Source organism: Qipengyuania algicola, assembly GCF_042492175.1.
In the GTDB taxonomy this organism is placed as follows: Bacteria; Pseudomonadota; Alphaproteobacteria; order Sphingomonadales; family Sphingomonadaceae; genus CAJXSN01.
This window is the reverse complement of sequence record NZ_CP170453.1, coordinates 1,601,674-1,625,124: the sequence shown is the minus strand read 5'-3', so window position 1 is coordinate 1,625,124 and position 23,451 is coordinate 1,601,674. Positions and strand designations below refer to the sequence as shown.

Sequence of the window (23,451 nt, the reverse complement as noted above, 5' to 3'; positions counted from 1 at the left end):
GATCAACCGTTCAGCGCATCCGCCACCACGGCGGCGCGCAGGGCGGCGATGCCCATGCCTTTTTCCGCGCTGGTGACATGCATTTCGGGATAGGCCGCCGGGTGCTTGCGTGCTTCCTCGGCCACCTTGGCGGTGACGGCATCCAGCGCGCTGGCCTTGATCTTGTCCGCCTTGGTCAGAACGATGCGGTAACCGACAGCAGCCTCGTCGAGCATCTTCATCATGTCGCGGTCGACGTCTTTTAGCCCGTGACGGCTATCAACCAGCACCAACGTCCGCGCCAGCACCGGCCGCCCGCGCAGAAAGGTGCGAACCAGCTTCTTCCACTTCTCGACCACCGCCAGCGGCGCCTTGGCAAAACCGTAGCCGGGCATATCAACCAGCCGGAATTGCAGCGGATCACCTACTTCGAAGAAATTCAATTCCTGTGTCCGGCCCGGCGTGACCGAGGCGCGGGCAATGGATTTGCGGCCCGTCAACGCGTTGAGGAGCGAGCTCTTGCCGACATTGCTGCGCCCGCAAAAGGCGATTTCGGGCACAGTCGGCTCGGGCAAGAATTTCAGCTGCGGTGCGGACAACAGGAAATCAACCCGGCCCGAAAACAGCTTGGCGGCGGCGATTTCCTCAGGCGTCTCGGGCGAGCCGATCACGCGCCCTTTTCCCCGGCGTCCGCTGCTTCCTTTGCCTTCGCCTTATCGCGTTCCTTCTCCAGCCGCTCTTTCTCTGCCGCCGCCTTTAGCTGCGGATGCTTGGAATAGAGATATTTCTGCTGCGCCAGCGTCAGGATGTTGGAGGTGTTCCAGTAGATCAGCAGACCCGCGGCGAACGGGGCCATCACGAACATCAGCACCCATGGCATGATGTTGAAGATCTGCCGCTGCACGGGATCGGTCACCGGGTTCATCTGGAATGTCAGCCACATGGTGAAGCCGAGCAGCACCGCGAGCACCCCGATGCCGAGGAAGCTGGGCGGCGTGAATGGCAGCAGGCCGAACAGATTCAAGATCATCGCCGGATCGGGTGCGCTGAGATCCTTGATCCACAGGATAAAGGGCTGGTGACGCATTTCGATCGCCAGGATCAGCACCTTGTACAGCGCGAAGAACACCGGAATCTGCAGCAGCATGGGCAGACAACCGGCCAGCGGATTGACGCCCTCGTCCTTGAACAGCTTGCTCATTTCCTGCTGCTGCTTCGGCTTGTCGTCCTTGTAGCGGTCCTGAATGACCTTCATCTTGGGCTGGATGGCCTTCATCGCGGCCATGCTGGCAAAGCCCTTTTGCGCGATGGGGAACATCAGGCCGCGCACGATCACCGTCAGCAGAATGATCGCCACGCCGAAATTGCCGACCAGTTCGAAGATGCTCCGCAGCAGCCACAGCAGCGGCTTTTCAAACCAGCGGAACCAGCCCCAGTCGATGGCGAGGCCGAATTTCTCGATGCCGGTGTCTTCGTAGGCGTCGAGCAGTTGGCTTTCCTTCGCGCCGGCAAAGAGCTGCGTCGTGCGCGTAACTTGGCGGCCTGCGCCGATGGTGGCGGGCTGGTAGATCACGTCGGCACGGAACACGCTGTCGCTCATCGCGCGGAAAGCGGATTGCGGATCGGAGCCTGCCTGCGGGACCAGCGCGCTGAGCCAGTAAATATCCGAAAAGCCGATCCAGTGCGTGCGGCCGCCTTCGGGATTGGCTACGCCTTCTTCGGCCAGATCATCGTAGTCGGGGCCGTATTCGGCGCTGTCACCAAATGCGCCCATGGGGCCGGAATGGGCGAGCCATGTGTCGAGGCTGGCCCCGGCATTGGTCCGCGTGACGGTGGCAAACGGCCGCGCCACAATCGGGCCGCTGCCGGTGTTGGCAGCCGTCTGCTCGGCGACGATCATGTAATTCTCGTCAATCGACAGCTTGATGCGGAATTGCTGCCCTTCGCCATTGTCATAGGCCAGCGTGACCGGTGTCTGGGGGGTCAGCGCCTCGCCATCGGCCTGCCACACGGTTTTGGCATCGGGCAGAGCTGCGCCTTCACCCACCCAGCCGAACTGGGCGAAATGCTGGCCCGCCGTGCCCTGCGGCGCGAACAGCTGCACCGGCCCGCTATCCTCGTCCACCGTCGCGCGGTGGTCCTTCAGCTCGATATCGTCGATTCGCGCGCCGATCAGATTGATGGAGCCTTCCACGCGCGGTGCGTCGATCCGCACACGCTGCTCGCTGGCCAGTGCCTCCGCCAGATCGACCGGGCCAGCGGGCGCTGCCGCTCCGCGATCGATGGCTTCCGCGCCGGGAGCAGTGGCTGTCGCTGCAGCCGCGTCAGGCTCGACCGCCTCTACCGGGGTTTCCGGCTGCGGATACAGATATTTGACCCCCGCATCCCACCCGATCAGCAGGACCGCGCACAGCACGACGGCGAAAAGCAAATTGCGATTGTTATCCAAGGGAAGTGTGTCCGTCTTGCGCTTGTAGGATGCGTGCCAGAATGATGTGTCGCGGGGCGTCAGGGCACAGGATCATAGCCGTGCCCACCCCACGGGTGGCAGCGCATTATACGCTTGAGCGCCATCCATCCACCCCTGAGTGCACCATGCTTCTCCAGCGCCTCTATCGCAAAGGCGCTGCAGCTGGGCTGATAGCGGCATGATGGCGGCAAAATCCGGCTGGGGCCAAGCTGCCAACCGCGCGCGATGAGGATCAGGACGCGCTTCATTTTCGAGACCTCTTGCCAGGCCGTCCGCGACCTCTGCGAGGGTCGCCCTTGCCATTACGGGCGCGCTCCAATGCTGCACTGAGCTCGCTTCGCAAGGCGGTAAATTCCCGCTCGATCCCCTGATCGCGGCCAATCAGCACATGATCGTGATCGGGCAGACCCTCGCTGGGCAAGGCATCGCGCAGCAATTCTCGAAATCGCCGCTTCATCCGGTTGCGCACCACAGCATTGCCGACCTTCTTGGTGATGGTGATCCCGAACCGCTTGCCCGCGCCCTTGTTGGGATGGGCGAGCAGAACGAAGCCGGGCCGCGCGACCCTGATACCGCGATTCGCCGCGAGAAAGTCGGCACGCTTGCGCATGGTGGAGAGGGGCTGGGTGGAAAGTGGCTGGGTGGCGGTTTCGGTCACGGTAGCTGTGTAGCGGAGTCTTTTGATTTGCGCACGCCCATCCGGGCGCGCGTCCTCGGTGCTGTTTCGACCTTTTAGGTCGAGCACCTGCGGGGCGGCCGCGTGGCCTTGCGGTCCGCTGGTCGCGGACCGTGCTCGCGCTTTATCGAGGAACTACACCCCAAAACCCGCTCATCCTGAGCCTGTCGAAGGATCGTTCTTTTTCTGGAACCACATCGCAGAAGAAAGTGCGGCCGTTGGCTAAGGCCAGCTTCGCTTCCGACAGGCTCAGGGCGAACGGGTGTGAGAGAAGGGGGCGCTTCTCGAAGATAACCCAATGGCCTGGAATGGTTCGGGACCGAATGGTCCCGCAAGGGCGACCGCCCGCCGCGCCTTATGGCGCGTTAGCCTAAGGGAGCGGATGCGACCGCCGGCGCCTGAGGCTAAGACAAATTACGCGCTGAGCTTCTTACGGCCGCGACGACGGCGTGCGCGGAGGACCTTGCGGCCACCGACGGTTGCCTTGCGCGCGAAGAAGCCGTGGCGACGGGCGCGAACGAGATTGCTGGGCTGGAATGTCCGCTTCATGGCGAAGTCCTTAGATTGAATGTCTTGCGGTGCCTGAACCGAATCAGTGCGCCAATAAAAAGGGCCGCCCTGCACAGGCGACCGCCGTATTGAACCGCGCGATTAGAAGCTGGCGCCGTCGAAGTCAAGATAAGCCAGCTTGGGCGCAGCGACCGAAACCGCGTCTTCCGCTGCCGGTGCATCCTGCCCGATCCAGCCGCGCATATCCTGCGCACTCAGCCACAGCGCGGTATCATGCGGCACGGAATTGGTCATGTCGTAAAACGCCCGCGCGTCCTCGGCGCTAAAGCCCATTTCCTGATAGAAGCCGACATATTCGCCGTGGATCGGAGCGTCGGCGGCGTAATCGTCCGCCTGCTGGCCCAGATCATCGATCCAGCTGTGCACCGCGAAGCGTGCGCCATCATCCAGCGTGCGCTCTTTGCCCGACAGGAACAGTTCCACCGCGCCGGAGCGAACAGAGCCATTGTTCGGCACATGCGTGGTCAGGCCCGCCTCGCGAATCATCCGGCCCACTTCCAGATTGGCGACATCGTCTTCCGTGCCGGGGCATTCGATCAGCTCGAGCGTTTTGAGGCCTGGGTAGTCGCGCAGCATCCGGGCGAAGTTGGCCGGGCTGGCCGCCGTGGTCGTGCCGACCAGCGCTGCCGTGCCATCGTCCAGCACTCGGAACGAACCGTAGCTGGCAACCGCCGGGCGCATGGCGGGCGCTGCGTGGAACGGGGTTGCACGGCTGGCGCCGACCTCAATCCACTCCTCGATGATCACGGTCTCGACGATGACGTATTGTTGGGCCGTTGCCGGGGCACCGAAACACGCGAAGATCGCCAGAAGAAGGGGCACAAGCCGTTGCATGCAAAACGGAATGGCGCGTCCGTCTTGCGCAATGGCGAACGATAATGGTTGCCGGGCGCGTAACCATAGTGTCCTAAGGGCGCTCGATCGCGCACCGGCGTGGCCTCTGCATTGCAGGGCCGCGCCGCCTGAAAGCATGGGGTTTGCTCGCGTGGTCGCACTTGTCAGAACGGTTGCCTATCTGGGGCTGGAGGCCCGCGAGGTGGAGGTGCAGTGCCAGGTTGCGCCCGGCCTGCCGCGCTTTTCCGTCGTCGGCCTGCCGGACAAGGCGGTGGGCGAAAGCCGCGAGCGGGTGCAGGCTGCGCTCGCCGCCATGGGCCTCGCTCTTCCACCCAAGCGGATCACGGTGAACCTCTCTCCGGCCGATCTGCCCAAGGAAGGCAGCCATTACGATCTGCCGATTGCGCTGGCACTGCTGGCAGCGATGGGCGTGACCGATGCCGAGCAATTGGGCGATTATGTCGCTGTAGGGGAGCTGGCTCTGGATGGCCGCGTGGTGCCCAGCCCCGGCGTGCTGCTCGCCGCGATCCATGCGAACGAGGCGGAGCTGGGCCTCATCTGCCCCGCCGCGCAAGGGTCCGAAGCGCGCTGGGCCAGCGACGTACCGGTGGTCGCCGCGCCCGATCTGACCGCGCTGCTCAACCATCTGAAGGGTCATGGCCAATTGCCCGCGCCGGAACAGGGCGAGGTGGAGAAACCCGAGCCCGGCCCGGACCTTAACCGGGTCAAGGGCCAGGAAACCGCCAAGCGTGCGCTCGAAATCGCGGCGGCGGGCGGGCACAATCTGTTGATGAGCGGACCACCGGGCGCTGGCAAATCGCTACTTGCGGCGTGTCTGCCGGGCATATTGCCGCCGCTCACCCCGGCAGAGGCGCTGGAGGTCAGCATGGTGCAATCAGTCGCGGGGATGCTGGAGGGCGGACGGATCAGCCGCGCCCGCCCGTTCCGTGCGCCGCACCATTCGGCCAGCATGGCCGCGCTGACCGGCGGCGGACTGAAAGTGCGCCCCGGCGAAGTCAGCCTGGCGCATCTCGGCGTGCTGTTTCTGGATGAACTGCCAGAGTTTCAGCGCCCGGTGCTCGATTCGCTGCGCCAGCCGCTGGAGACCGGAAAAGTCGATGTCGCGCGGGCCAATGCCCATGTCAGCTTCCCCGCGCGGGTCCAGCTAATTGCGGCGATGAACCCGTGCCGCTGCGGCCATCTGGGCGACGCCGCCCTCGCCTGCAGCCGCGCCCCGCGCTGCGCGGTCGACTATCAGGCCAAGATCAGCGGGCCCATGCTGGACCGGATCGACCTGCATGTCGATGTCGACCCCGTCAGCGCCGCCGACCTCGCTTTGCCCCCACCCGCCGAGGGCAGCGCGCAGGTGCTCGCCCGCGTCACCGCCGCCAGAGCCCGCCAGTCCGCCCGTTTCGACCAGTCAAAGGCGCGCACCAATGCCGAGCTGGACGGAGACGCGCTGGAAGAATTCGCCTCCCCCGACGAGGCCGGCCGCACGCTGCTGATGCAGGCTGCCGAGACGATGCGGCTGTCAGCGAGGAGCTACACACGGATGCTGAGAGTCGCGCGGACAATCGCCGATCTGGCGGGGGTGGAGGACGTTGGCCGCATCCATGTCGCCGAGGCGCTGAGTTACCGGCGGATGACGATGCGGGGGTGACAAACACGATAACCTGACTGGAGGCGTGGGAACCGGATGAAGTCCCTGCTTGTTTGGTTTTCATGAAAATACGCAGCCTTATCATCGCTCTGTCAGCCTCGGTCGCATTGACGGCGTGCGGCACTGTTCCCGCACAGACGGCACCTGCATCCGATGTGGCAAATCCAGCGGACCGCGCCGATGTGGCGAGCGACGGCGCCATGGCGCTTTTGCCGGTTTTGGATACCAATGCCGGAGCAGAGGAGAATGTCTTCTTCTCGCCCGCCTCGATCGAGCAGGCATTCGGCATTCTGACGCTTGGCAGTGCGGGCGAGACGCGGACGCAATTGCAGTCTGTCTTGCCGCCACCTGCTTCGGCGCGGGCACTCGAAAACGACAGCGACGGTGTCGAAGTGCGGCTCGCCAACGCGCTTTGGCTATCGGATCAGTGGCGCTTTCAACAGGGCTTCGTAGAGGCGGCCGCCGCACGCTATGATGCAACGGCAGAGCGGCTCGATTTCAGTCAGCAGCAGGCGGCGGCAGACCGGATCAACGCATGGGCCGATGAAGCAACCGAGGGGCTTATCCCGCAGGTGATATCCGCCGATGCAGTCGATCCCGGTGGTGCGGCCTTCATCAGCAATGCTCTGTATTTCGACGGGCTGTGGGCGAATGCTTTCGACGGTTCCGAAAATGCACCCTTCCTGTTCGGCGACGGGAAAGAGCGTGATTTCAGGCTGATGACAGACATCTTCGATCTCGCCACGGCGCGGCAGGGCGACTGGATCGCAGTGAGGCTGCCTTACCGGAATCCGCGTTATGCCATGGACGTGATCATGCCGCGCAAGCGTATTGTGATGCAGAGCGCGCCGGATATCGAAACCATCGCCACTATCGGGGAGAAGCTGGCGGAGACGGATAAGCAGGTTGTGCGAATGGCCCTTCCCCAGATGGAGATCGATTACGAAAGCGGGCTCATCGGTCCACTTCGTTCACTCGGGCTGACGCTTCCCTTCGACCCGGCCCGCGCCGATCTCTCGGCCATGGCTCAGCCGGGCCAATCCCGACTCTATGTCGACAAGGTGACGCATCTGTCGAAACTGCAGATATTTGACATCGGCACCAAAGCCGCTGCGGTCACTATTATGCGGATCATTCCGGTTTCGGCTCGGCGACTGCCGGAGGATCCTTACGAGTTCAGGGTGGACCGACCGTTCATGGTTGTGATCCGCGATCTTGAGCTCGGCGCGCCGCTGTTTGTGGGCCGGATTGCCAACCCTCAGGCGTTTCAACCCGAATTCGAAGAGGATTTCTGAGTAGCCCACCAGCTGGCATAAGGCGTGTTCTCAACCATCTTCCGGTTGTAATCGGGCGCGCCATCGTCCCACCACACCGGCCCGCGTTCGCCTAACGCGACTTTCGCCTCTTGCACTTGTGCGCGGGCGGATTTCAGTTCCGCATCGTCGCCGCTAGCCTTGGCGGCCTTCACCGCGCGGCGGGCGTCCATCAGGGCGTTCACCCAGCGCTGACGCTCTTCTTCAGGCAAATTCGGATTGGTGGCGCGCCACAGGCGGCCGCGCACGATGATGTAGCGGCCATCCGGTGTGCGCTGGACATTGCTGCCGGGCGGCTCCGCATCGTCTGCCATCTGCCGATGGTCACTCCGCCGCGACAGCTGCCTCTTCGCTGTCGTCGATCCAGCCGCGTGTGCCGGGGTCGAGTTCACCTTCCTGGCGGTCCTTCGCCTCGGGCGGAAGGCTGGCGCGGGCGACCATATTGAGGTCCTGGTGGCTGAGCACCCGGCCATCATGCGCCAGGATCGCCACGGGGCCGACGGGCATACGGTCGCGTTCGTCCACCAGCACCGGGTCGGTCGCCACGAAGCCGTCGACATATTTCTGCCCGAACTGGCGCAGCGCCAGCATGGCGGGCAGCAGGTCGAAGCCTTTCTCCGTCAGCCGGTATTCGATGCGGCGGCGATCATCGGGATCAGGCTCGCGGTCCAGAATGCCGTGATCGACCAGCCGGCCCAGCCGGTTGGACAGGATGTTGCGGGCAATGCCCAGCTCGCTCAGGAATTCCTCGAAATGGTGCAGCCCGTTGAAGCTGGCGCGCAGGATCATGAAGCTCCAGCGTTCGCCCATCACTTCCAGCGCCTCCGGCAGACCGCAGGCGTTCAGATCCTTTAGTGGTTCGCGCATTTCGCTGCCCATGGGCACTCAATCCTCTCAACTTTTCACCGGTGTAGCGGGAAACGCCGCCCGACTCCAAATGCAAACTACATTTTAGGTTGCAACTTAAAATCTAATTCATTAGGTAGTGATTCGCAACTGATCTTCACCTCCCCCCGGATCAGGGCATTGAATCAAACCTAAGGAGCAATCCGAAATGACCCTCTCTCTCCCCGCTTTCCGCAAATCCTCCGGCGTCCTGCTCGCTGTCGCTTACACCGCGCTGACCTTCGGCACGGCGATCACCCCCGTCGCGGCAGAGGCCCGCGATGGCACCACCCATTACCGCGCGGAGCTGGCCCAGCCGACGACCAAGACGCTCGAAATCATCCGCGGCACGCCGTGGCAGTGCAAGGGCACCGTATGCGTCGCGCCCAAGGCGGGCTCGCGCCCCGTGAATGTCTGCAAGGCTTTCGTGCGGGAATTCGGCGAAGTCGCGACCTTTACCGTGAAGGGTGAAGCGCTGGCCGAGGACAAGATGGCCAAGTGCCAGCCTGCCTGATCGGCGCCTGATCGATCCCGAATTGACCGGTACCCCCCACCCGTTCTCTCCGTCCGGGTGACACTCCAGGGACCTTCGGCCTTCCCCCGCCGGAGGTCCCTTTTTTGTGGTGGGCCGCCTAAAGCAGGCCGCGCTGCTGCAAATCGGCCTCCAGCGTGGCCGCATCGGTGAAGTGGTGAGCCTGCCACCCTTCATCCGCCGCGCGCTGCACATTGGCGGGGCTGTCATCGATAAACAGCATCTCGGCCGGCGCGTATCCGAACCGGCGCGCCGCATGGCGGAAGATTGCGGGATCGGGCTTCACCAACTTCTCCTGCCCGCTCACCACGATGTCACGGAACAGCTCCAGCACCGGCTCGGTCGGCGCGAACTGCTCCCAGAAATCGGCCCCGAAATTGGTGATGGCAAACAGCGGCGTGCCCTGCTCATGCAGCCGCTGGATCAGCTCGGCCGTGCCGGGCACGCGGCCCGGTATCGTTTCGATAAAGCGGTTCGCATAGGCGTCGATCACCTCGGCATATTGCGGGAAAAGCGCCTTGCGCTCGGCCACCATACCGGCAATCGGGCGGCCCGCATCATGCTGGAAATGCCAATTGAGGGTGATGACATGATCGACCACCCAATCGCACTCGGCGGGATCGGTCACGACCTTCTCGACCAGATGGCGCAGATCCCACTGCACGATCACACGTCCGACGTCGAACACGACAGCCTTGGTCTCAGAGTCGGTGTTCAACATCTTTCTCCGTGGCAATCATGGAAGCCGGGAACGGCATCGGCCCGCTCCTCCTCCCAAGCACCCGGTACCTGTAAAGGCATGATCGGGTGGTTGGGAGGGGGAGCGGGCCGGTGCCGCAAGGTCAGGACGGATGTCCTGACCGCACTACAAAAAACTAACCCTGGCGCGCTTTGAAGCGGCGGTTGGTCTTGTTGATCACGTAGGTCCGGCCACGACGGCGGATCACGCGGCAGTCGCGATGACGGTTCTTCAGCGACTTAAGGCTGTTACGGACTTTCATACATATTTCCCGAGAATAAAATCGGCACCGGAGATGGTTCTCCGATGCCTGAAATTCAAGGGGCGCGCCTAAGCGGCGAATCGCGCCCCGTCAAGACTTGTCGGGGCTGTCGGCGCTCGTCTTCTCACTCAAAATACGCTCCCACTGCAGGGCATGGCCGACGATTGTGTCGAGATCATCGTGCCGCGGCTGCCACGGCAGGGTCGCCCGGATCAGCGAGGGGTCGGACACCAGCTCACCCGGATCGCCCGCCCGTCGCGGCTGCATCTCGCGGGTTATCTGCGCATTGGTCACGCGGTCCACCGCGTCTAGCACCTCCAGCACGCTGAAGCCCCGGCCATAGCCGCAATTCATCGTCAGACTGCGCGCAGGGTCGGCCTCAAGCGCGTCCAGCGCGTGCACATGGGCGGCGGCCAGATCGCTGACATGGATGTAATCGCGCACGCCGGTTCCGTCGGGCGTGTCGTAATCCGTGCCGAACACCGCCACGCTGTCACGCTTGCCCAGCGCCGCCTCGACCGCGACCTTGATGAGATGCGTCGCGCCCTTGGTCGATTGCCCGGTGCGGCCCTGCGGATCGGCCCCGGCGACATTGAAATATCTGAGCGCGCAATAGTTCATCGGATGCGCGGCAGCTGTGTCGGCCAGCATCCGCTCGGTAAACAGCTTCGACCAGCCATAGGGGTTGATCGGCGCTTGCGGGGTGTCTTCGGTCACGCTGGACACATCGGGCACGCCGTAGGTCGCGGCGGTCGAGCTGAAGATGAAATGCGGCACACCGGCTGTCACGGCGGCGGCCAGCAGGCTGCGCGTACGGCCAGTGTTGTTGTCGTAATATTTGAGCGGGTCCTCGACCGATTCGGGCACCACGACGCTGCCTGCAAAATGCATGATCGCGCCGATATTCTGCTCGGCAACGATGCGGGCGATCAGTTCGGCGTCGGCGATGTCGCCTTCGTAAAACGGCACATCATCAGGCACGGCAAAGCGAAAGCCCGTCACAAGATTGTCGATCACCGCCACTTTGCGCCCGGCATCGCGCAGCGCCAGCACGGCGTGGCTGCCGATATAGCCCGCGCCCCCGGTGACCAGTACGGCAGAGGATTGGCTGCTTGTCATGCGGTGGTTCTTTCTCTGATTACAGGCTATTGCGGCAATTCCGGCACAGATTGCCCCGGTTAAGCATTCCCATGCCAATAGCGCCTTTCCATGAAGGAATTGCAACTATGACTTTGCCAAAAGCCACCAACATTCGCCTCCGCACTTTCGCGCTTGCCCTGTCAGCTCCTCTGGCACTCGCCGCCTGCGCCACGCCTGCGCCAGGACCGGTGCAGGTCACCCGCTTTGTAGCCGCGGATGCGATGCTGGGCGGCACGACGCTGTTTATCGAAAGCGCCCCGGGATATGAAGGCGAAGGTCTGGAACTGGCCCCGTACAAAGCAGCCATTGCCGCCGAGCTGGCGCGATTGGGCTATTCCGAGCAGAGCCGCGACGGCGCGCAGCGCGTGGCGCAGGTGCAGCTGGAGCGATTTGTGCGCGGCGAAGCTGGTCAACGCTCCCCTGTCAGCGTGGGTGTTGGCGGTAGCACGGGCAGCTATGGCTCCGGTGTCGGCGTGGGCGTCGGGATCAATCTGGGCGGCGGCGCGCGCGAGCAGGTGACAACGCGGATGGCCGTCACTCTGAGAGACGCGGCCAGCAACACCGTCTTGTGGGAAGGCCGCGCCGAGTTCGATGCGTCTGCCGGCTCCGATGCAGCAGAAACGCAAACCAACGCAGCCATCGTTGCCGACGCGCTGTTCCGCGAATTTCCCGGCGCGAACGGCGAGACAATTTTGGTGGAGGTGGACTGATGGCGGGCCCCCAAGGCAACATCGCAATCGACACCGGTTTTGACAGCGGCAATATCGAAATCCTCTCGATCGATGGCGCGAAGGCCACACTGGCCCTGCGCAAGGATCACCAGTCGGACTTTGCCCAGTGGTTCCACTTCCGCGTCACCGGTGCGGGAGACCGCGAGCTGGAGCTGAAGATCACTGGCCTAAATGCCAGCGCCTATCCGCAGGGCTGGCCGGGCTACAATGCCTGCGTCTCCGAAGACCGCGATTTCTGGGGCCGCGCCCCGTCCAGCTTCGACAAGGACGAGGACGATGGCACGCTGACCATCCGCTACGCCCCCGGCACAGATGTGACATGGTTCGCCTATTTCGCGCCCTATTCGATGGAGCGGCACCACGATCTGGTGGCCGAAAGCGCCGCATCCGAGGGCGTTCATTATCGCCGTCTCGGCGAAACGCTGGACGGACAGCCGCTCGACTGCCTCGAAATGGGCACGGGCGAGAAGCAGGTGTGGCTCTATGCCCGCCAGCATCCCGGCGAGAGTATGGCCGAATGGTGGATGGAGGGCGCATTGGAAATGCTGTGCGACCCGGCCGACACCGTGGCGCGCGCGCTGCGCCAGCATTGCCGCCTGCATATTGTGCCCAATTGCAATCCCGACGGTTCGCGCCGGGGGCATTTGCGCACCAATGCGGTGGGCACCAATCTCAACCGCGAATGGGCCGAACCGAGCGCAGAAAAATCGCCCGAAGTGCTCGCCATCCGGAACGCGATGGATGAAAGCGGCGTCCACTTCGCCATGGATGTGCATGGCGACGAAGCGATTGCCGCTGTGTTCCTTGCCGGGTTCGAGGGCATTCCGGCATGGACCGATGAACTGGGCGATGCGTTTTATCGCTATCAGAATATCCTCGAGCGCCGCACGCCCGATTTCCAGACCAGACTCGGCTATCCCAAATCCGCGCCGGGCAAGGCCAATCTGACGATCAGCACCAATCAGGTGGCCGAGCGCTACAGCGCCTGCGCCATGACGCTGGAAATGCCGTTCAAGGACAATGACGACTGGCCCGACGACGCGCAGGGTTGGAGCCCGGAACGCTGCAAAGCGCTGGCCCGCGAGTGTCTCGGCGCATTGCTGGAGTGGATCGAGGCGCAGTGACCATGCGCAAAGCGGGGCTTTTGGTCCTTGGTATTGCCACTGCCCTTCTACTGATCGCGAGCCTTGCCTCGCTCAGCGACAGCGATTTCTGGCTTATCCGGGTGGTCGATCTGGTGCGGCAACCGATCCTTTATCTGGCTGTCGTTCTTGCCCTGCTCGCGCTGGCGTTTCGTCAACGGGCGGGCTGGTGGATTGCGGGCGGTCTCGCCGTGGTCATAGCCATTCAGGTCGCACGGTTGTGGCCCTATGCCCCGATGGCGGAGGAGCAAATCGCGTTTTCGGACGATGACGCTGCCGGGTCGTGCTTCACCGCCCTCTCGCTCAACGTCAAACAGTCGAACGACCAGTATGACCGCGTGGCCGCCCTGATAGAGCGCGAGAACCCCGATCTGCTGTTTCTGATGGAGACCAATGCGGCGTGGATGGACGCACTGGAACCGCAGCTGAGTGCCTATTCCGAAACGCTCTCCATGCCGCTGGAGAACACCTACGGCATGGTCTTCGCCAGCCGATTGCAAGTGATCAAGGCGAAGATGCTGACCAATATCGCCGAGGATACGCCCACGCTTTACGCCACGCTGCGCCTGCCCAACAAATCGGCGTTCGAGTTTATCGGGCTGCATCCCCGCCCGCCTTTGCCGGGCCAGAACACGACGCAGCGCGATGCCATGATCGCGCGGGCCGGAGAGATTACGCCGGACAAGCTGGCCGACGTGATTGTGATGGGCGATTTCAACGATGTGCCATGGTCCACCACGACCACGCGTTTCCGTGAAGACGGCGACTACCGCGATCCGCGCGCCGGACGCGGCACCTACCCAACTTTCCCGGCGAAATTCGCATTTGTCGGCTGGCCGCTCGACCAGTTGCTTGTGAAGAACGAAATCCGCCTGCAATCTTTCGAAGTGCTGGAGAATGTCGGCGCAGACCATTTGCCGATGAAGGGGCGTTTCTGCCTGCGCGATGGCGAGGGCGAAATTATCGAATCGTTCGAGCCTGCATCGGACAAGGATGCCGACCCCGGTGCCGAAATCGTGAAGGCAAGCTAGGCGAGGCTGATTTAATCCAGGCTGGCCGGTCCGAAAGCATCGGGGAGCAGCGCGCTCAGCTGTACACGCCGCGTTTCCTGAGCGCCCACGCACAGGATCAGCGGATCCGTCCCGCCCAGCGCCGCCAGCTCGTTAAGCACCTGCCGGCACCGTCCGCACGGGGTGATCGGCTCTCCCCCGCCTTTGTCCGCCGGGCCGACCACGGCGACCATCTGTAGACCGCCGCGGGCGCCCTCGCCCATCGCCCTGGCCACCGCCACTGTCTCGGCGCACAAGGCGAGACCGTAGCTCGCGTTTTCGATATTGGTGCCGGTCACCACACTGCCATCAGCGAAGCCCAGCGCCGCGCCCACCGCATAGTCGGAATAGGGGCTGTAGGAATGGGCCGCAGCCGCATGTGCCGCTGCAATCAGATCGCCTTCGTCCACAACAGCCTCCGTCATGATCGCACCACCAGCCAGCGCAGCGGTTCGTCCGCTCCGTCGACCACCATGGCCTCGTTCGCGGTCCAGATCAGCCATGGACGCCCGCCATAATCGGGCAGCAGCCGCGTGCGGACCAGCCACAATTGCCGCTCGATCCGGCCGGCCAGCCCGTATTGCGCTTCGAATTCGGGGCCGATTTTCAGGATCACCGGCTTGCCCTCGTGATTCTCGATCTGGTTGGCCAGCGTCATCAGCTCGCTTTCGACCGCCGCCTCGTTGATCCGCGCCTCGCATGTCGCGGCATCCCGCGTCAGCGCGATGACGGGCGGGAGCAGGTCCGTGTCGCGCGGGACCATAGTGACGAAATTGGCCGATTGCTTGTCGGCCGGGCGGCATGGGTCGAAGCGGTGGATCGCTCCGACCTGCAGCCCCGCCTCGCGCGCGCTGCGCAGATTGGCGGTAAAGGCCGGGTCCTGCGCGCCTTCGCCGTCGCTGGCATGCAGATAGGCAAAGCCCGCGCCCAGCGCCCGAAGAGTGCGGAAATTGACCACGCCGTCGCTGGCGGAAATCTCCACGCCCTGATCGGGATAGGCGCCTTCGTCGGGCCGCCAGTGCTGGGTGTCCCACCACAGCCACGCTGCGCCGATGCCGATGACCAGCGCCAGCACAGCCAGCCCTTTGATCAGCCAGCCGCTTTTCCGCTTACCCCGTCTGCTGCTCCCCCGCGCCATATGTCAGCCCCGGATATGCAGCACGCATATCAGCGTAAACAGGCGGCGCGCGGTGGCGAAATCGGTGTGGACCTTGCCCTCCAGCCGTTCGACCAGCAGTTCGGCTGCATTGTTGTGCACGCCCCGCCGGGCCATATCGATTGTCTCGATCTCCGCCGGCGTAGCCTTGCGGATGGCCTGATAATAGCTGTCGCAAATGGCGAAATACTCGCGGATCGGGCGGCGGAACCGTGCCAGCCCAAGCAGCAGCATCTCCAGCTCTTCATCCGCTTCATTGCGGATATCCATCGCCAGACGCCCGTCCTGCACCGCCAGTTTCAACCGGTACGGCCCCTGATGCCCGGCCTCAGACGCGCGCACGGGGCGGAACAGGTTTTCATCGATCAGATCGAAAATGGCGACCCGGCGCTCCTGCTCGACATCGGCATTGCGCCACAGAATCGTCTCTTCATCCAGCTCCACATGCGAGAGTCGCCAGGTCGGCTGCGGGTCTTCCGGGGAGGATGAAACGGGATCGGACATAATTGTTAGCAGGTGCGCTTTCGCAGATTGCCGCCGCTTCCTGCAAGGGGTGTGAGAACCATCCCCACTATCCACAGGCGGGGTGTGGCTTATGCGCCCCCATAGCCCCTTGCCACCCTGCGGCGGCGCGGCCACACAGCGTGGCATGTCCGACCAAGACCTCCTGATCCGAACCGACGAGAACCCCGCAGCCACCGGCCCATCCGCAAAGGAAGGCGAATCGGGCCGCACCCTGCCAGCCAACGTAGAGGCAGAGGCGGCGTTTCTGGGCGCAGTGCTGATCGACAACCGTGTGGTGGAAGATTTGCAGACCCCGCTGGGCGCGCAGCATTTCTATGCGCCGATCCACGGCAAGATTTTCGAACGCGTGCTGGCGCTGATCGACCGCAATGCCACCGCAAGCCCGGTGACGCTGAAGCCCTATTTCGAAGGCGACGAGGGACTGTCCGAACTGGGCGGCACGACCTATCTCGCGCAGCTGACCGCCGATGGGCAGGGCCTGCTCGCCCCGCGCGATCTGGCCCAGCAGATTTACGATCTGGCATTGCTGCGCGAATTGGTCACCGTTGGCCGCGATCTGGTGGAGGGCGCGCTCGACACCAGCGAAACGGTCGAACCGATGAAGCAGATCGAGCAGGCCGAAGCGTCGCTGTTCCAGGTGGCCGAGGGCGCGGCATCGGGCAGCGAGGCGACGACCTTTGCCACGGCCACCAAGACCGCGCTGAAACTGGCCGAAGCGGCGATGAATTCGGGCGGCGGCGTTTCGGGGCGCACTTCGGGCCTCAAGAACATCGACTACAAGACGGCCGGCCTGCATGATTCCGACCTGATCATTCTGGCCGGACGTCCGGGCATGGGCAAAACCTCGCTGGCGACAAATATCGCCTTCAACTGCGCGGCAGAGCATCTCGATTTCCAGCGCGATGGCGGCGACGTCAATCAGGGGGCGCCAGTGGCGTTTTTCAGTCTGGAGATGAGCGCCGACCAGCTGGCCACCCGTATTCTGGCAGAGCAGGCCGGGATTTCCTCTTCCTCCTTGCGGTCGGGCAAGCTCAATCGCGACGAGTTTCAGAAACTGGCCAATGCCAGCCAGAGGCTGTCCGAATTGCCGCTTTTTATCGACGACACGGCAGCGCTGTCGATTTCGGGCCTGCGCAACCGCGCCCGCCGCCTCAAGCGCAAGCATGATATCGGGCTGATTGTCGTCGACTATCTGCAGCTGATGCAGGGTTCGGGCCGCAGTCAGGACAACCGCGTCAACGAGATTTCGGAAATCAGTCGTGGTCTCAAAACGCTGGCCAAGGAGCTGTCTTTGCCGGTGATCGCGCTCTCGCAGCTGAGCCGTGCGGTGGAGCAGCGCGAAGACAAGAAGCCGATGCTGTCCGACCTGCGCGAATCCGGCTCGATCGAGCAGGACGCCGATATGGTGTGGTTTATCTATCGCGGCGATTACTATCACGAGGCGATCCGCCCCGAAGTTCCCAATGAAACGAGTTCCCAGGACGTGGTGGAGAAATACCGGGCATGGGAAGAGAAGTATGACCAGCTCCGGGGCAATGCGACACTGATCGTAGCCAAACAGCGCCACGGTTCGACCGGCAATGTCGACCTGCACTTCGAAAGCGAAGTCACGAAGTTCACCGATGCAAATTTCCGTGATTATTCGGATTTGGGGTATGAGTGAGGGGGAGGGTTTTCCGGCCTGAGCGGCAGATGCGGTGCCAGCCCGCTCCCCCACCCAAACACCCGATCATGCCTCGATAAGGTATCGGGTGGTTGGGCGGGGGAGTGGGCCGGCACCGTAGGGAAGCGCGGATGCGCTTTCCGCAACCAAACAAGCAGCCCGCTCCCCCGCGCTACAATCCCAGATTGAGCCTTCTGCTCACCGTGTAATCGGCCACACCGACCAGCCACCAGCTGACCTTCCACCGCAGGCGGTTCCAGAACGTGCCACGCCGCGCATGCAGCTCCGGTGTCACTTGCACAGACGCGGCCAGTCGCCCTGCGATATATTCGCGCATTTTGGCAGCAAAGGCGGCGTCCTCCACCCGCAGGACGATCTCCAGATTGATATAGAGGCTGCGCATGTCGAAATTCGCGCTGCCGAGATAGACCACATCGTCCACCACCAGCAGCTTCGTATGCATCTTGCACGGGTCGAATTCGTAAATCTCGGTCCCGCCCCGCAGCAGCTTGCGATAAAGCGAGCGCGAGGCACCGATGGTCGCGGCATTGTCGGATTTGCCCGCCATCACCAGCCGTGCCTCCCCGCGCCCGGCAATGGCGGTGATCTTTTTCAGCAGGCGCTTGGGGGGCGAAAAATAGGCCATCATCAGGTCCAGCCGCCGCCCCTTGTCCAGATCGCGCCCGACATTGCGCGCCCAGCCTGACAATTGCCGCGTCAGCCCGCCCATCAGCCAGCGCACCGCGCCCGATCCGGCGTCCCAATCGCGCACCGCATGGCGCATATGCCGCCATTCCACCCCGTCCGCATCGGTCCATTCCAGCAGATTGTCGTACCAGTCGACCAGCGGCGACACCGCCCGGCCTTCCAGCCACACGGCCAGATCGTTCCACCCGTTCTCCTGCGGCGGGGCGAAGTAATCGTCCGAGATATTGAACCCGCCCACAATGGCTCTGGCATCGTCGGCCAGCGCGATCTTCTGGTGGTTGCGGACCAGATAGCGCAGCGATTTGCGTGAGGAGAACACGCGGAAATCGCCGCCCGCAGCCGTGAAATCACGGAAGAACCGCGCATCCGCCTCCGCCCCGAAACCATCGACAATCAGCGTTGCCTTCACGCCCCGCTGCGCCGCCCGGATCAGCGCATCGCGCACGGTGCGCCCGGCATCGTCCTTCGCGTAAATGTAGAAGCAGAGTTTGAGCGAATGCTGCGCCCCGTCGATCAGCAGCAGCAGCGCTTCCAGCCGCTCCTTCCCGCAAGGATAGACCCACAGATCGAGCCCTTCCACCGAAGCGGAAAACATCGGCGGATCGGTGTATTGCGCCGGTGGGGTGGCCGGTGTGTCGTCCGGGGTTAGGGGCTGCGCAGGATCGGGCATTGCGGGCGCTTTAGGCGGCCCCGGCTGGCGCGACAAGGAAACGCGATTTTCTTGACTCGGAGCGGCCCCGTGACTAGGCAGCGTCAACCCCGAAATTCCAATTTTGCCCGGAGTGCCCACATATGGCGCGCGTTACCGTCGAAGACTGTGTCGACAAAATTCCCAACCGTTTCGATCTCGTCCTGCTTGCTGCACAGCGCGCACGCGACATTTCCGGCGGTGCCGATCTGACGCTGGAGCGTGACCGGGACAAGAACCCCGTCGTCGCCCTGCGCGAAATTGCCGAGCAGAATGTGAAGCCGAAAGAGCTGAAGGAAGAGGTGATTACCAACCTCCAGAAAATCCTGCCGGACGATGATGACGATATCGATGAAGTCGGTTCGCTGAGCCAGTCGGCAGAGGCGCTGCGGATCACCGCATCAGCCCCGACCCGATCCACCTCGATCGGTTCCGATTACGAGGGCTAAGCGCTCGCGGCAGAAACACCGGAAAAGGCCGTCCCGCATCGGGGCGGCCTTTTTTTGTGTCTCGGAATCGGGCCTATCGCGGCTAAACCAGTCAGCGACGCAATTTCAGGATAGCATAAGGACACGCAGCAGGCAGCATGGCAGTCGTAGCAGTATACAGCGTGAAGGGCGGCGTCGGGAAAACGACAATGGCCGCCAATCTCGCCTGGTGCTCGGCAGAGATTTCCTGCCGCCGCACGCTGCTGTGGGATCTGGATGCGTCGGGCGGGGCCAGCTTCCTCCTCGGCGTGGAACCGCGCAAGAAAAAGGTGGCGACCAGTGTCTTCGCGCTGGAGCGTGACCCGGCCAAACTGATCCGCAAAACCGCGCACAAACGGCTGGATGTGCTGCCCGCCGATGAGACGATCCGCGCGCTGGAAAACCAGTTCATGGACATGGGCAAGCGCAAGCGTCTGGCCAAGATCGCCGCGCAGCTGGGCAAGGATTACGAGCGGATCATCTTCGATTGCCCTCCGGTTCTGAATGAAACCAGCGCGCAGGTGGTGCGTGCAGCGGACCTGATTATCGTGCCGTTGCCGCCCTCCCCGCTCTCGACCCGCGCCTTCGACCGGGTTGTTGAGGTTGTGAAAGCCAACACGTCGCGCCATCCGCCGATCCTGCCGGTTCTCTCCATGCTGGACCTGAGGCGCAATCTGCACCGCGCCACGCGGGAAGAGCATCCGGACTGGCCCACCGTGCCGCAGGCCAGCGCCGTGGAGCAATGCGCCGTGCGGCAGCAACCGGTCGGCGCGTTCGCCCCGCGCAGCCCGGCGGCGCGTTCCTTCCAGCACCTGTGGACCGCTATCGAGCGGAAACTGGCGAAGCGCAAATAGGCGTTTGCGTTACCGCTATTCCTCGCCCTTCGGCTGCGCAGCGAACGGCAATGTAAGGCTCCAGCCCAGCCGCCCGGGCCGGTCATCCTGAAAGCTCGCCAGCCCGATATCCATCGCCTGCTGGCCATCGCGCCCTGCCCCCACATACGTTCCCAGCAGCCGGTCCCACAGCGACAGGAAGGTGCCGTAATTGCTGTTCGTTTCGCGCGGCAGGGTGGAGTGATGGATGCGGTGCAAATCAGGCGTGATGAACACTAACCGCCAGATACGCTCCAGCGGTGCAGGCAGGCGGATATTGGCGTGAGTAAACAGGGTGAAGACGGCAAAGCCCACCTCGAACACGAACACCGCCAGCGGGCTAGCGCCCAGCGCGACGACGACGCTCATCTTGTAGGCCATCGACAGGACAATCTCGACCGGATGAAACCGCGCCGCCGTGGTCACATCGAAGCCGGGGTCGACATGGTGGACCTTGTGCAGCCGCCACAGCAGCGGGACGACATGCGTCGCGCGGTGCTGAAGATACAATGCCAGATCGAGCAGGAGGATCGCCGCCACAAAGCTCGCCCAGTCAGGCAGGCCCAGCAGGGGCAGCACACCCCACCCGCGGTCCTGCGCCCAGACCGCCGCGCCGACCATTGCCAGCGGCAGGAGCAATCGCACGGCCAGCGTATCGATCACATACAGACCGAGATTGGCCGTCCAGCGGGACTTGCGGGGCAGAGGCTGCTGGCGGAAGGGCACGGCCAATTCCGCCAGCGCGAACAATGCAAAGGCTCCGGCAATAATCGCCAGACCGACCAGCGGTGCATCGAGACCGAATATCTCCATAGCCTGCCATATCGGGACGATGGCAGGAGGACACAAGCGCGATTGCGCCCCGCCCTTCCCGCCCCCTATAGTGACGCGCGAAGGAACATCAGACGATGCCGCAGACGTTGCCTCAGCCCGGCGCAGCAGAACCAACCCTTTGCCGCAATTGCGAAACCCCGCTGCAGGGCGCCTATTGCCACGCCTGCGGCCAGCAGGACCAGCGGGGCGCAACATTGCGCGGGCAGGCGGCGCAGTGGTTTGCGTCAATCGCCACACCGGGCGGGCGGTTCTTTGAAACGCTGGTCGGCCTGCTCACCAGCCCCGGCGCGCTGACCCGCGCGATCAATGAGGGGAAGCGCCAGCGCTTCGTCTCTCCCTTCGTCACCTTGCTGTTTGCCATGCTGGTGCTCCACGGCGTCCAGTGGCTCGCCGGTGGCCCCGATCAGGCGCTGACCAGCGAAAGCACGGTGACAGCCTCGCTCGAACGGGCCGATGGCGCCTTGGAGGACTACGCTTCTGGCGAGGCGGAGGATGCACCCGGCGGGCCTGCCTTCCTGCGCGGCGAGGAACAGGCCGCCCGCTCGGCGCTGTCTGCCGAAGAACGCCGCGAGCGGGCGCTGAGTACGCAGTTCTTTACCGATCAGGCGCGCAAGGCATGGAACCCTGTCGCCGATAAGCCTGCGCCTGCGTCCTGGCGTGCCGGAGTACAGCAAGCGCTGTCGACCCTGCCCGGCCTTTTCCCGGTGCTGGGCTGGCTGCTGATCCCGCTGCTGATTCCGGCGATGGCGGGATTTTTCAAAGGGGCTTCGACCCAAGACAGCCTCGGACACGCGCGCTTCCTCGCCCATGCAACCGCGTTCACAGCGCTCGCTCTGGCCGCCGGCACAGCGCTGATTGCAGCGGGTCTGCCCTTCATGCCGATCGCGGGGATCGTGCTAGCCGGATTGATCGCCCACACCGCATTCCATCTGCGCGGCGCATACTTTCTGGAATGGGCAGGCACAGTCTGGCGCTGCGCCGCCCTGCTGATCGCAAGCGCGGTGGCAATCGCGATCCTGACAGCAGGGGTTACGCTTTTGCGTGCAGCTTTGTAGGCTGGGCCCATGAGTGGGGACAATCTGGACGCGCTGGGGCAAATTGCGGAAGGCGCTCTGCTGGGCGCGGCGGTCGAACCGGCGCATGGCGGCAAAGGCGATAATGGACCGGGTGACGGCCCGGAAGGCGGATCAGCCTGTCCCAATTGCGGTGCGGCGGTCAGCGGAATTTTCTGCAGCCATTGCGGCCAGAAGGCGCAGCTCCACCGCACCCTGTCGGCCTTCTGGCACGATCTGATCCACGGCGCGCTGCATTTCGATGGCAAGCTATGGCGCACACTGCCGCTGCTGGCGTGGAAGCCGGGCGAGCTGACCCGCCGCTATATCGAGGGCCAACGCGCGCGTTTCGTTTCGCCCATGGCGATCTTCCTGTTTTCCGTGTTCCTGATGTTCGCCGTGTTTCAGGTGGCCGGAATTTCGGCCCCGACCGACATCGGCGTGCCCGGCACGGCCGGGCAACAATTCGAAAAGATGTCCGAACAGGTTGATGCGGAGATCGCCGGGCTGGAAGAAGAGATTTCCGAACTTCCCGAAAGCGATCCCTCGCGAGACGAACTGCTTGCCGATCTTACGGAAGCGCGCGAGGCCAAGCGCGGGCTGGAACGCGGCACGGATATCCTGACAGAAGAGTCCGGATCCATGACAATGAACGTGACCGGCATCGAGTCGATCGATCAGGGCATCGTGCAAAAATGGCGCGATAATCCGGGGCTCATGCTCTACAAATTGCAGAACAATTTCTACAAATTCAGTTTCCTGCTGATCCCGCTGTCGATCCCGTCTGTCTGGCTGCTGTTTTTCTGGAAGCGCCGGTTCAAGGCGTATGACCACGCGATATTCGTGACCTACTCGCTGGCATTCATGTCGCTGCTGTTTCTGGTGCTCTCGGTGCTGGGGGTGGCTGGCGTCCCGACAGAGCCGCTTGTCCTCGCGGGGATGATTATCCCCGTGATCCACATTTATCGCCAGCTGAGAGGCGCTTACGAGCTTTCCCGTCGTTCGGCGATATGGCGGACAATCGCGCTGCTGTTCTCGATCCTGTTCGGGGTTTCGATCCCGTTCCTATGGATATTGCTCATGCTGGGAGCTTTCTGAGCCAAGGCGGTCCAGAGTCAGGGCCCTAGCAGGGATATTCCTTCTTCATCAGATCGGCGAAGGCCGTTTTCATGGTCACGCTGCCGCGCCGCGAGGCCGGATAGCTGCGCAGATGGGCGAGCATGGTGTCGGCATTGATCGAGGCCTTGCCCTTGGGCGGCGGGCAGGAATGCGGCGTGCGGCCTGCCTTGCGATCAGCGGCAATGCGCGCCCGGTAATGGTCGCCAGCGCCCTCTGCCTCCCGCTTCACGACCTTGAGGTCGGAGGAGAACATCGCCGTCAGCCCCTTGGCCTTCAGCTTCTCGGCTTTGGCCAGAAACGTCGCGACGCTCATATCGCCCGGCGCGGCGGAGGCGGGAGCACCCAGAACGAGCAGGCAGGCAAGTGGCACAATCAAACGGCGCAT

The 23,451-nt window shown here is 63.4% G+C and carries 28 protein-coding genes; 11 read left to right on the top strand and 17 right to left on the bottom strand.

Features of this window, described 5'->3' with window-relative positions; translation table 11 throughout:
• Positions 1-2: 2 nt before the first annotated feature.
• From yihA to ACFCW2_RS07755, 6 genes are all read right to left on the bottom strand, one after another.
• Positions 3-650, bottom strand: a complete 648-nt coding sequence (yihA, locus tag ACFCW2_RS07780; RefSeq protein ID WP_379545410.1) for a ribosome biogenesis GTP-binding protein YihA/YsxC — start codon at positions 648-650, stop codon at positions 3-5.
• Positions 647-2,428, bottom strand: a complete 1,782-nt coding sequence (gene yidC / locus ACFCW2_RS07775; RefSeq protein WP_379545408.1) for a membrane protein insertase YidC — start codon at positions 2,426-2,428, stop codon at positions 647-649. The genes yihA and yidC overlap by 4 nt, the downstream gene beginning before the upstream one ends.
• 59 nt (positions 2,429-2,487) lie before the next feature.
• Positions 2,488-2,697, bottom strand: coding sequence for a membrane protein insertion efficiency factor YidD (gene yidD, locus ACFCW2_RS07770; RefSeq protein WP_379545406.1), 210 nt, complete (start codon positions 2,695-2,697; stop codon positions 2,488-2,490).
• On the bottom strand, positions 2,694-3,059 hold the full coding sequence (rnpA, locus tag ACFCW2_RS07765) for a ribonuclease P protein component (RefSeq protein ID WP_379548948.1): 366 nt from the start codon (positions 3,057-3,059) through the stop codon (positions 2,694-2,696). The genes yidD and rnpA overlap by 4 nt, the downstream gene beginning before the upstream one ends.
• Positions 3,060-3,539: 480 nt before the next feature.
• A complete protein-coding gene (rpmH, locus tag ACFCW2_RS07760) occupies positions 3,540-3,674 on the bottom strand; it encodes a 50S ribosomal protein L34 (RefSeq protein WP_379545404.1) in 135 nt (44 codons plus the stop codon).
• Positions 3,675-3,776: 102 nt separating this feature from the next.
• A complete protein-coding gene (locus ACFCW2_RS07755; RefSeq protein ID WP_379545402.1) occupies positions 3,777-4,517 on the bottom strand; it encodes an alpha/beta hydrolase in 741 nt (246 codons plus the stop codon).
• Positions 4,518-4,680: 163 nt separating this feature from the next.
• Here ACFCW2_RS07755 and ACFCW2_RS07750 point away from each other — a divergent pair, with 163 nt between their 5' ends.
• On the top strand, positions 4,681-6,189 hold the full coding sequence (locus ACFCW2_RS07750) for a YifB family Mg chelatase-like AAA ATPase (RefSeq protein WP_379545400.1): 1,509 nt from the start codon (positions 4,681-4,683) through the stop codon (positions 6,187-6,189).
• A 62-nt stretch (positions 6,190-6,251) separates the two neighbouring features.
• Positions 6,252-7,484: a serpin family protein gene (locus tag ACFCW2_RS07745; protein WP_379545398.1), complete on the top strand. Its 1,233-nt coding sequence runs from the start codon at positions 6,252-6,254 to the stop codon at positions 7,482-7,484.
• On the opposite strand, the gene ACFCW2_RS07740 is transcribed toward ACFCW2_RS07745, so the two are convergent.
• Both ACFCW2_RS07740 and ACFCW2_RS07735 read right to left on the bottom strand, forming a co-directional pair.
• Complete coding sequence (locus ACFCW2_RS07740) at positions 7,457-7,816, bottom strand: hypothetical protein (protein ID WP_379545396.1); 360 nt, start codon at positions 7,814-7,816, stop codon at positions 7,457-7,459. The genes ACFCW2_RS07745 and ACFCW2_RS07740 overlap by 28 nt on opposite strands.
• A 10-nt stretch (positions 7,817-7,826) precedes the next feature.
• Positions 7,827-8,381 carry a winged helix-turn-helix transcriptional regulator gene (locus ACFCW2_RS07735; RefSeq protein WP_379545394.1) on the bottom strand — a complete coding sequence of 185 codons (555 nt, stop codon included), beginning with the start codon at positions 8,379-8,381 and terminating at the stop codon, positions 7,827-7,829.
• A gap of 175 nt (positions 8,382-8,556) precedes the next feature.
• Here ACFCW2_RS07735 and ACFCW2_RS07730 point away from each other — a divergent pair, with 175 nt between their 5' ends.
• The gene (locus ACFCW2_RS07730; protein WP_379545392.1) at positions 8,557-8,901 is read left to right on the top strand and encodes a CC_3452 family protein; all 345 of its coding nucleotides are present in this window, start codon (positions 8,557-8,559) and stop codon (positions 8,899-8,901) included.
• 118 nt (positions 8,902-9,019) lie between these two features.
• Here the strand turns inward: ACFCW2_RS07730 and ACFCW2_RS07725 are convergent, their stop codons facing one another.
• The 3 genes from ACFCW2_RS07725 to galE form a co-directional block, all read right to left on the bottom strand.
• A complete protein-coding gene (locus ACFCW2_RS07725) occupies positions 9,020-9,640 on the bottom strand; it encodes an HAD family hydrolase (RefSeq protein WP_379545391.1) in 621 nt (206 codons plus the stop codon).
• Positions 9,641-9,794: 154 nt separating this feature from the next.
• A complete protein-coding gene (gene ykgO, locus ACFCW2_RS07720; protein WP_011415100.1) occupies positions 9,795-9,920 on the bottom strand; it encodes a type B 50S ribosomal protein L36 in 126 nt (41 codons plus the stop codon).
• Between the two features lie 90 nt (positions 9,921-10,010).
• Positions 10,011-11,039 (bottom strand): UDP-glucose 4-epimerase GalE, encoded by a 1,029-nt coding sequence (gene galE, locus ACFCW2_RS07715; protein ID WP_379545389.1) that lies wholly within the window; start codon positions 11,037-11,039, stop codon positions 10,011-10,013.
• A 107-nt stretch (positions 11,040-11,146) separates the two neighbouring features.
• Here galE and ACFCW2_RS07710 point away from each other — a divergent pair, with 107 nt between their 5' ends.
• Genes ACFCW2_RS07710 through ACFCW2_RS07700 form a run of 3 tightly spaced genes read left to right on the top strand, consistent with a single transcriptional unit; the run spans position 11,147 to position 13,964 of the window.
• Positions 11,147-11,770: a DUF4136 domain-containing protein gene (locus ACFCW2_RS07710; protein ID WP_379545388.1), complete on the top strand. Its 624-nt coding sequence runs from the start codon at positions 11,147-11,149 to the stop codon at positions 11,768-11,770.
• Positions 11,770-12,915 carry a M14 family metallopeptidase gene (locus ACFCW2_RS07705; RefSeq protein ID WP_379545387.1) on the top strand — a complete coding sequence of 382 codons (1,146 nt, stop codon included), beginning with the start codon at positions 11,770-11,772 and terminating at the stop codon, positions 12,913-12,915. Before ACFCW2_RS07710 ends, ACFCW2_RS07705 begins: the two co-directional genes overlap by 1 nt.
• A 2-nt stretch (positions 12,916-12,917) precedes the next feature.
• A complete protein-coding gene (locus tag ACFCW2_RS07700) occupies positions 12,918-13,964 on the top strand; it encodes an endonuclease/exonuclease/phosphatase family protein (RefSeq protein ID WP_379548947.1) in 1,047 nt (348 codons plus the stop codon).
• Between the two features lie 11 nt (positions 13,965-13,975).
• Here ACFCW2_RS07700 and ACFCW2_RS07695 read toward each other — a convergent pair whose 3' ends face one another.
• The 3 genes from ACFCW2_RS07695 to ACFCW2_RS07685 are packed head-to-tail and all read right to left on the bottom strand — an operon-like array spanning position 13,976 to position 15,642.
• Positions 13,976-14,407 (bottom strand): cytidine deaminase, encoded by a 432-nt coding sequence (locus ACFCW2_RS07695; RefSeq protein WP_379545386.1) that lies wholly within the window; start codon positions 14,405-14,407, stop codon positions 13,976-13,978.
• Positions 14,404-15,120 (bottom strand): GH25 family lysozyme, encoded by a 717-nt coding sequence (locus tag ACFCW2_RS07690; RefSeq protein WP_379545384.1) that lies wholly within the window; start codon positions 15,118-15,120, stop codon positions 14,404-14,406. The genes ACFCW2_RS07695 and ACFCW2_RS07690 overlap by 4 nt, the downstream gene beginning before the upstream one ends.
• A 3-nt stretch (positions 15,121-15,123) precedes the next feature.
• A complete protein-coding gene (locus ACFCW2_RS07685) occupies positions 15,124-15,642 on the bottom strand; it encodes a UPF0262 family protein (RefSeq protein WP_379545383.1) in 519 nt (172 codons plus the stop codon).
• A 145-nt stretch (positions 15,643-15,787) separates the two neighbouring features.
• On the opposite strand from ACFCW2_RS07685, the gene ACFCW2_RS07680 reads away from it, so the two are divergent.
• Complete coding sequence (locus ACFCW2_RS07680; protein WP_379545382.1) at positions 15,788-17,326, top strand: replicative DNA helicase; 1,539 nt, start codon at positions 15,788-15,790, stop codon at positions 17,324-17,326.
• A gap of 172 nt (positions 17,327-17,498) precedes the next feature.
• Here ACFCW2_RS07680 and ACFCW2_RS07675 read toward each other — a convergent pair whose 3' ends face one another.
• A complete protein-coding gene (locus tag ACFCW2_RS07675; protein ID WP_379545380.1) occupies positions 17,499-18,704 on the bottom strand; it encodes a phospholipase D-like domain-containing protein in 1,206 nt (401 codons plus the stop codon).
• 122 nt (positions 18,705-18,826) lie between these two features.
• Between ACFCW2_RS07675 and rpoZ the strand changes: the two genes are divergently transcribed.
• Positions 18,827-19,171, top strand: coding sequence for a DNA-directed RNA polymerase subunit omega (gene rpoZ, locus ACFCW2_RS07670; RefSeq protein WP_379545379.1), 345 nt, complete (start codon positions 18,827-18,829; stop codon positions 19,169-19,171).
• Between the two features lie 137 nt (positions 19,172-19,308).
• Positions 19,309-20,043 (top strand): ParA family protein, encoded by a 735-nt coding sequence (locus tag ACFCW2_RS07665; RefSeq protein WP_379545377.1) that lies wholly within the window; start codon positions 19,309-19,311, stop codon positions 20,041-20,043.
• A gap of 15 nt (positions 20,044-20,058) precedes the next feature.
• Here the strand turns inward: ACFCW2_RS07665 and ACFCW2_RS07660 are convergent, their stop codons facing one another.
• Positions 20,059-20,874 (bottom strand): sterol desaturase family protein, encoded by an 816-nt coding sequence (locus ACFCW2_RS07660; RefSeq protein WP_379545376.1) that lies wholly within the window; start codon positions 20,872-20,874, stop codon positions 20,059-20,061.
• Between the two features lie 95 nt (positions 20,875-20,969).
• Here ACFCW2_RS07660 and ACFCW2_RS07655 point away from each other — a divergent pair, with 95 nt between their 5' ends.
• On the top strand, positions 20,970-21,950 hold the full coding sequence (locus ACFCW2_RS07655) for a DUF3667 domain-containing protein (protein WP_379545375.1): 981 nt from the start codon (positions 20,970-20,972) through the stop codon (positions 21,948-21,950).
• A 9-nt stretch (positions 21,951-21,959) separates the two neighbouring features.
• Positions 21,960-23,045: a DUF3667 domain-containing protein gene (locus tag ACFCW2_RS07650; RefSeq protein WP_379545373.1), complete on the top strand. Its 1,086-nt coding sequence runs from the start codon at positions 21,960-21,962 to the stop codon at positions 23,043-23,045.
• Between the two features lie 25 nt (positions 23,046-23,070).
• Here the strand turns inward: ACFCW2_RS07650 and ACFCW2_RS07645 are convergent, their stop codons facing one another.
• Positions 23,071-23,451: a hypothetical protein gene (locus tag ACFCW2_RS07645; protein WP_379545372.1), complete on the bottom strand. Its 381-nt coding sequence runs from the start codon at positions 23,449-23,451 to the stop codon at positions 23,071-23,073.

Bases quoted from the DNA above. Each gene is read 5' to 3' on its own strand.
- ACFCW2_RS07665 (WP_379545377.1), top strand. From the start codon at position 19,309: ATGGCAGTCGTAGCAGTATACAGCGTGAAGGGCGGCGTCGGGAAAACG.
- ACFCW2_RS07680 (WP_379545382.1), top strand. From the start codon at position 15,788: ATGTCCGACCAAGACCTCCTGATCCGAACCGACGAGAACCCCGCAGCC.
- ACFCW2_RS07710 (WP_379545388.1), top strand. From the start codon at position 11,147: ATGACTTTGCCAAAAGCCACCAACATTCGCCTCCGCACTTTCGCGCTT.
- ACFCW2_RS07745 (WP_379545398.1), top strand. From the start codon at position 6,252: ATGAAAATACGCAGCCTTATCATCGCTCTGTCAGCCTCGGTCGCATTG.
- ACFCW2_RS07730 (WP_379545392.1), top strand. From the start codon at position 8,557: ATGACCCTCTCTCTCCCCGCTTTCCGCAAATCCTCCGGCGTCCTGCTC.
- rpoZ (WP_379545379.1), top strand. From the start codon at position 18,827: ATGGCGCGCGTTACCGTCGAAGACTGTGTCGACAAAATTCCCAACCGT.
- ACFCW2_RS07685 (WP_379545383.1), bottom strand. From the start codon at position 15,642: ATGTCCGATCCCGTTTCATCCTCCCCGGAAGACCCGCAGCCGACCTGG.
- ACFCW2_RS07645 (WP_379545372.1), bottom strand. From the start codon at position 23,451: ATGCGCCGTTTGATTGTGCCACTTGCCTGCCTGCTCGTTCTGGGTGCT.
- ACFCW2_RS07690 (WP_379545384.1), bottom strand. From the start codon at position 15,120: ATGGCGCGGGGGAGCAGCAGACGGGGTAAGCGGAAAAGCGGCTGGCTG.
- ACFCW2_RS07695 (WP_379545386.1), bottom strand. From the start codon at position 14,407: ATGACGGAGGCTGTTGTGGACGAAGGCGATCTGATTGCAGCGGCACAT.
- rpmH (WP_379545404.1), bottom strand. From the start codon at position 3,674: ATGAAGCGGACATTCCAGCCCAGCAATCTCGTTCGCGCCCGTCGCCAC.
- ACFCW2_RS07650 (WP_379545373.1), top strand. From the start codon at position 21,960: ATGAGTGGGGACAATCTGGACGCGCTGGGGCAAATTGCGGAAGGCGCT.
- ACFCW2_RS07700 (WP_379548947.1), top strand. From the start codon at position 12,918: ATGCGCAAAGCGGGGCTTTTGGTCCTTGGTATTGCCACTGCCCTTCTA.
- ACFCW2_RS07655 (WP_379545375.1), top strand. From the start codon at position 20,970: ATGCCGCAGACGTTGCCTCAGCCCGGCGCAGCAGAACCAACCCTTTGC.
- ACFCW2_RS07705 (WP_379545387.1), top strand. From the start codon at position 11,770: ATGGCGGGCCCCCAAGGCAACATCGCAATCGACACCGGTTTTGACAGC.
- ACFCW2_RS07740 (WP_379545396.1), bottom strand. From the start codon at position 7,816: ATGGCAGACGATGCGGAGCCGCCCGGCAGCAATGTCCAGCGCACACCG.
- rnpA (WP_379548948.1), bottom strand. From the start codon at position 3,059: ATGCGCAAGCGTGCCGACTTTCTCGCGGCGAATCGCGGTATCAGGGTC.
- ACFCW2_RS07660 (WP_379545376.1), bottom strand. From the start codon at position 20,874: ATGGAGATATTCGGTCTCGATGCACCGCTGGTCGGTCTGGCGATTATT.
- yidD (WP_379545406.1), bottom strand. From the start codon at position 2,697: ATGAAGCGCGTCCTGATCCTCATCGCGCGCGGTTGGCAGCTTGGCCCC.
- ykgO (WP_011415100.1), bottom strand. From the start codon at position 9,920: ATGAAAGTCCGTAACAGCCTTAAGTCGCTGAAGAACCGTCATCGCGAC.
- ACFCW2_RS07725 (WP_379545391.1), bottom strand. From the start codon at position 9,640: ATGTTGAACACCGACTCTGAGACCAAGGCTGTCGTGTTCGACGTCGGA.
- ACFCW2_RS07735 (WP_379545394.1), bottom strand. From the start codon at position 8,381: ATGGGCAGCGAAATGCGCGAACCACTAAAGGATCTGAACGCCTGCGGT.
- ACFCW2_RS07675 (WP_379545380.1), bottom strand. From the start codon at position 18,704: ATGCCCGATCCTGCGCAGCCCCTAACCCCGGACGACACACCGGCCACC.
- galE (WP_379545389.1), bottom strand. From the start codon at position 11,039: ATGACAAGCAGCCAATCCTCTGCCGTACTGGTCACCGGGGGCGCGGGC.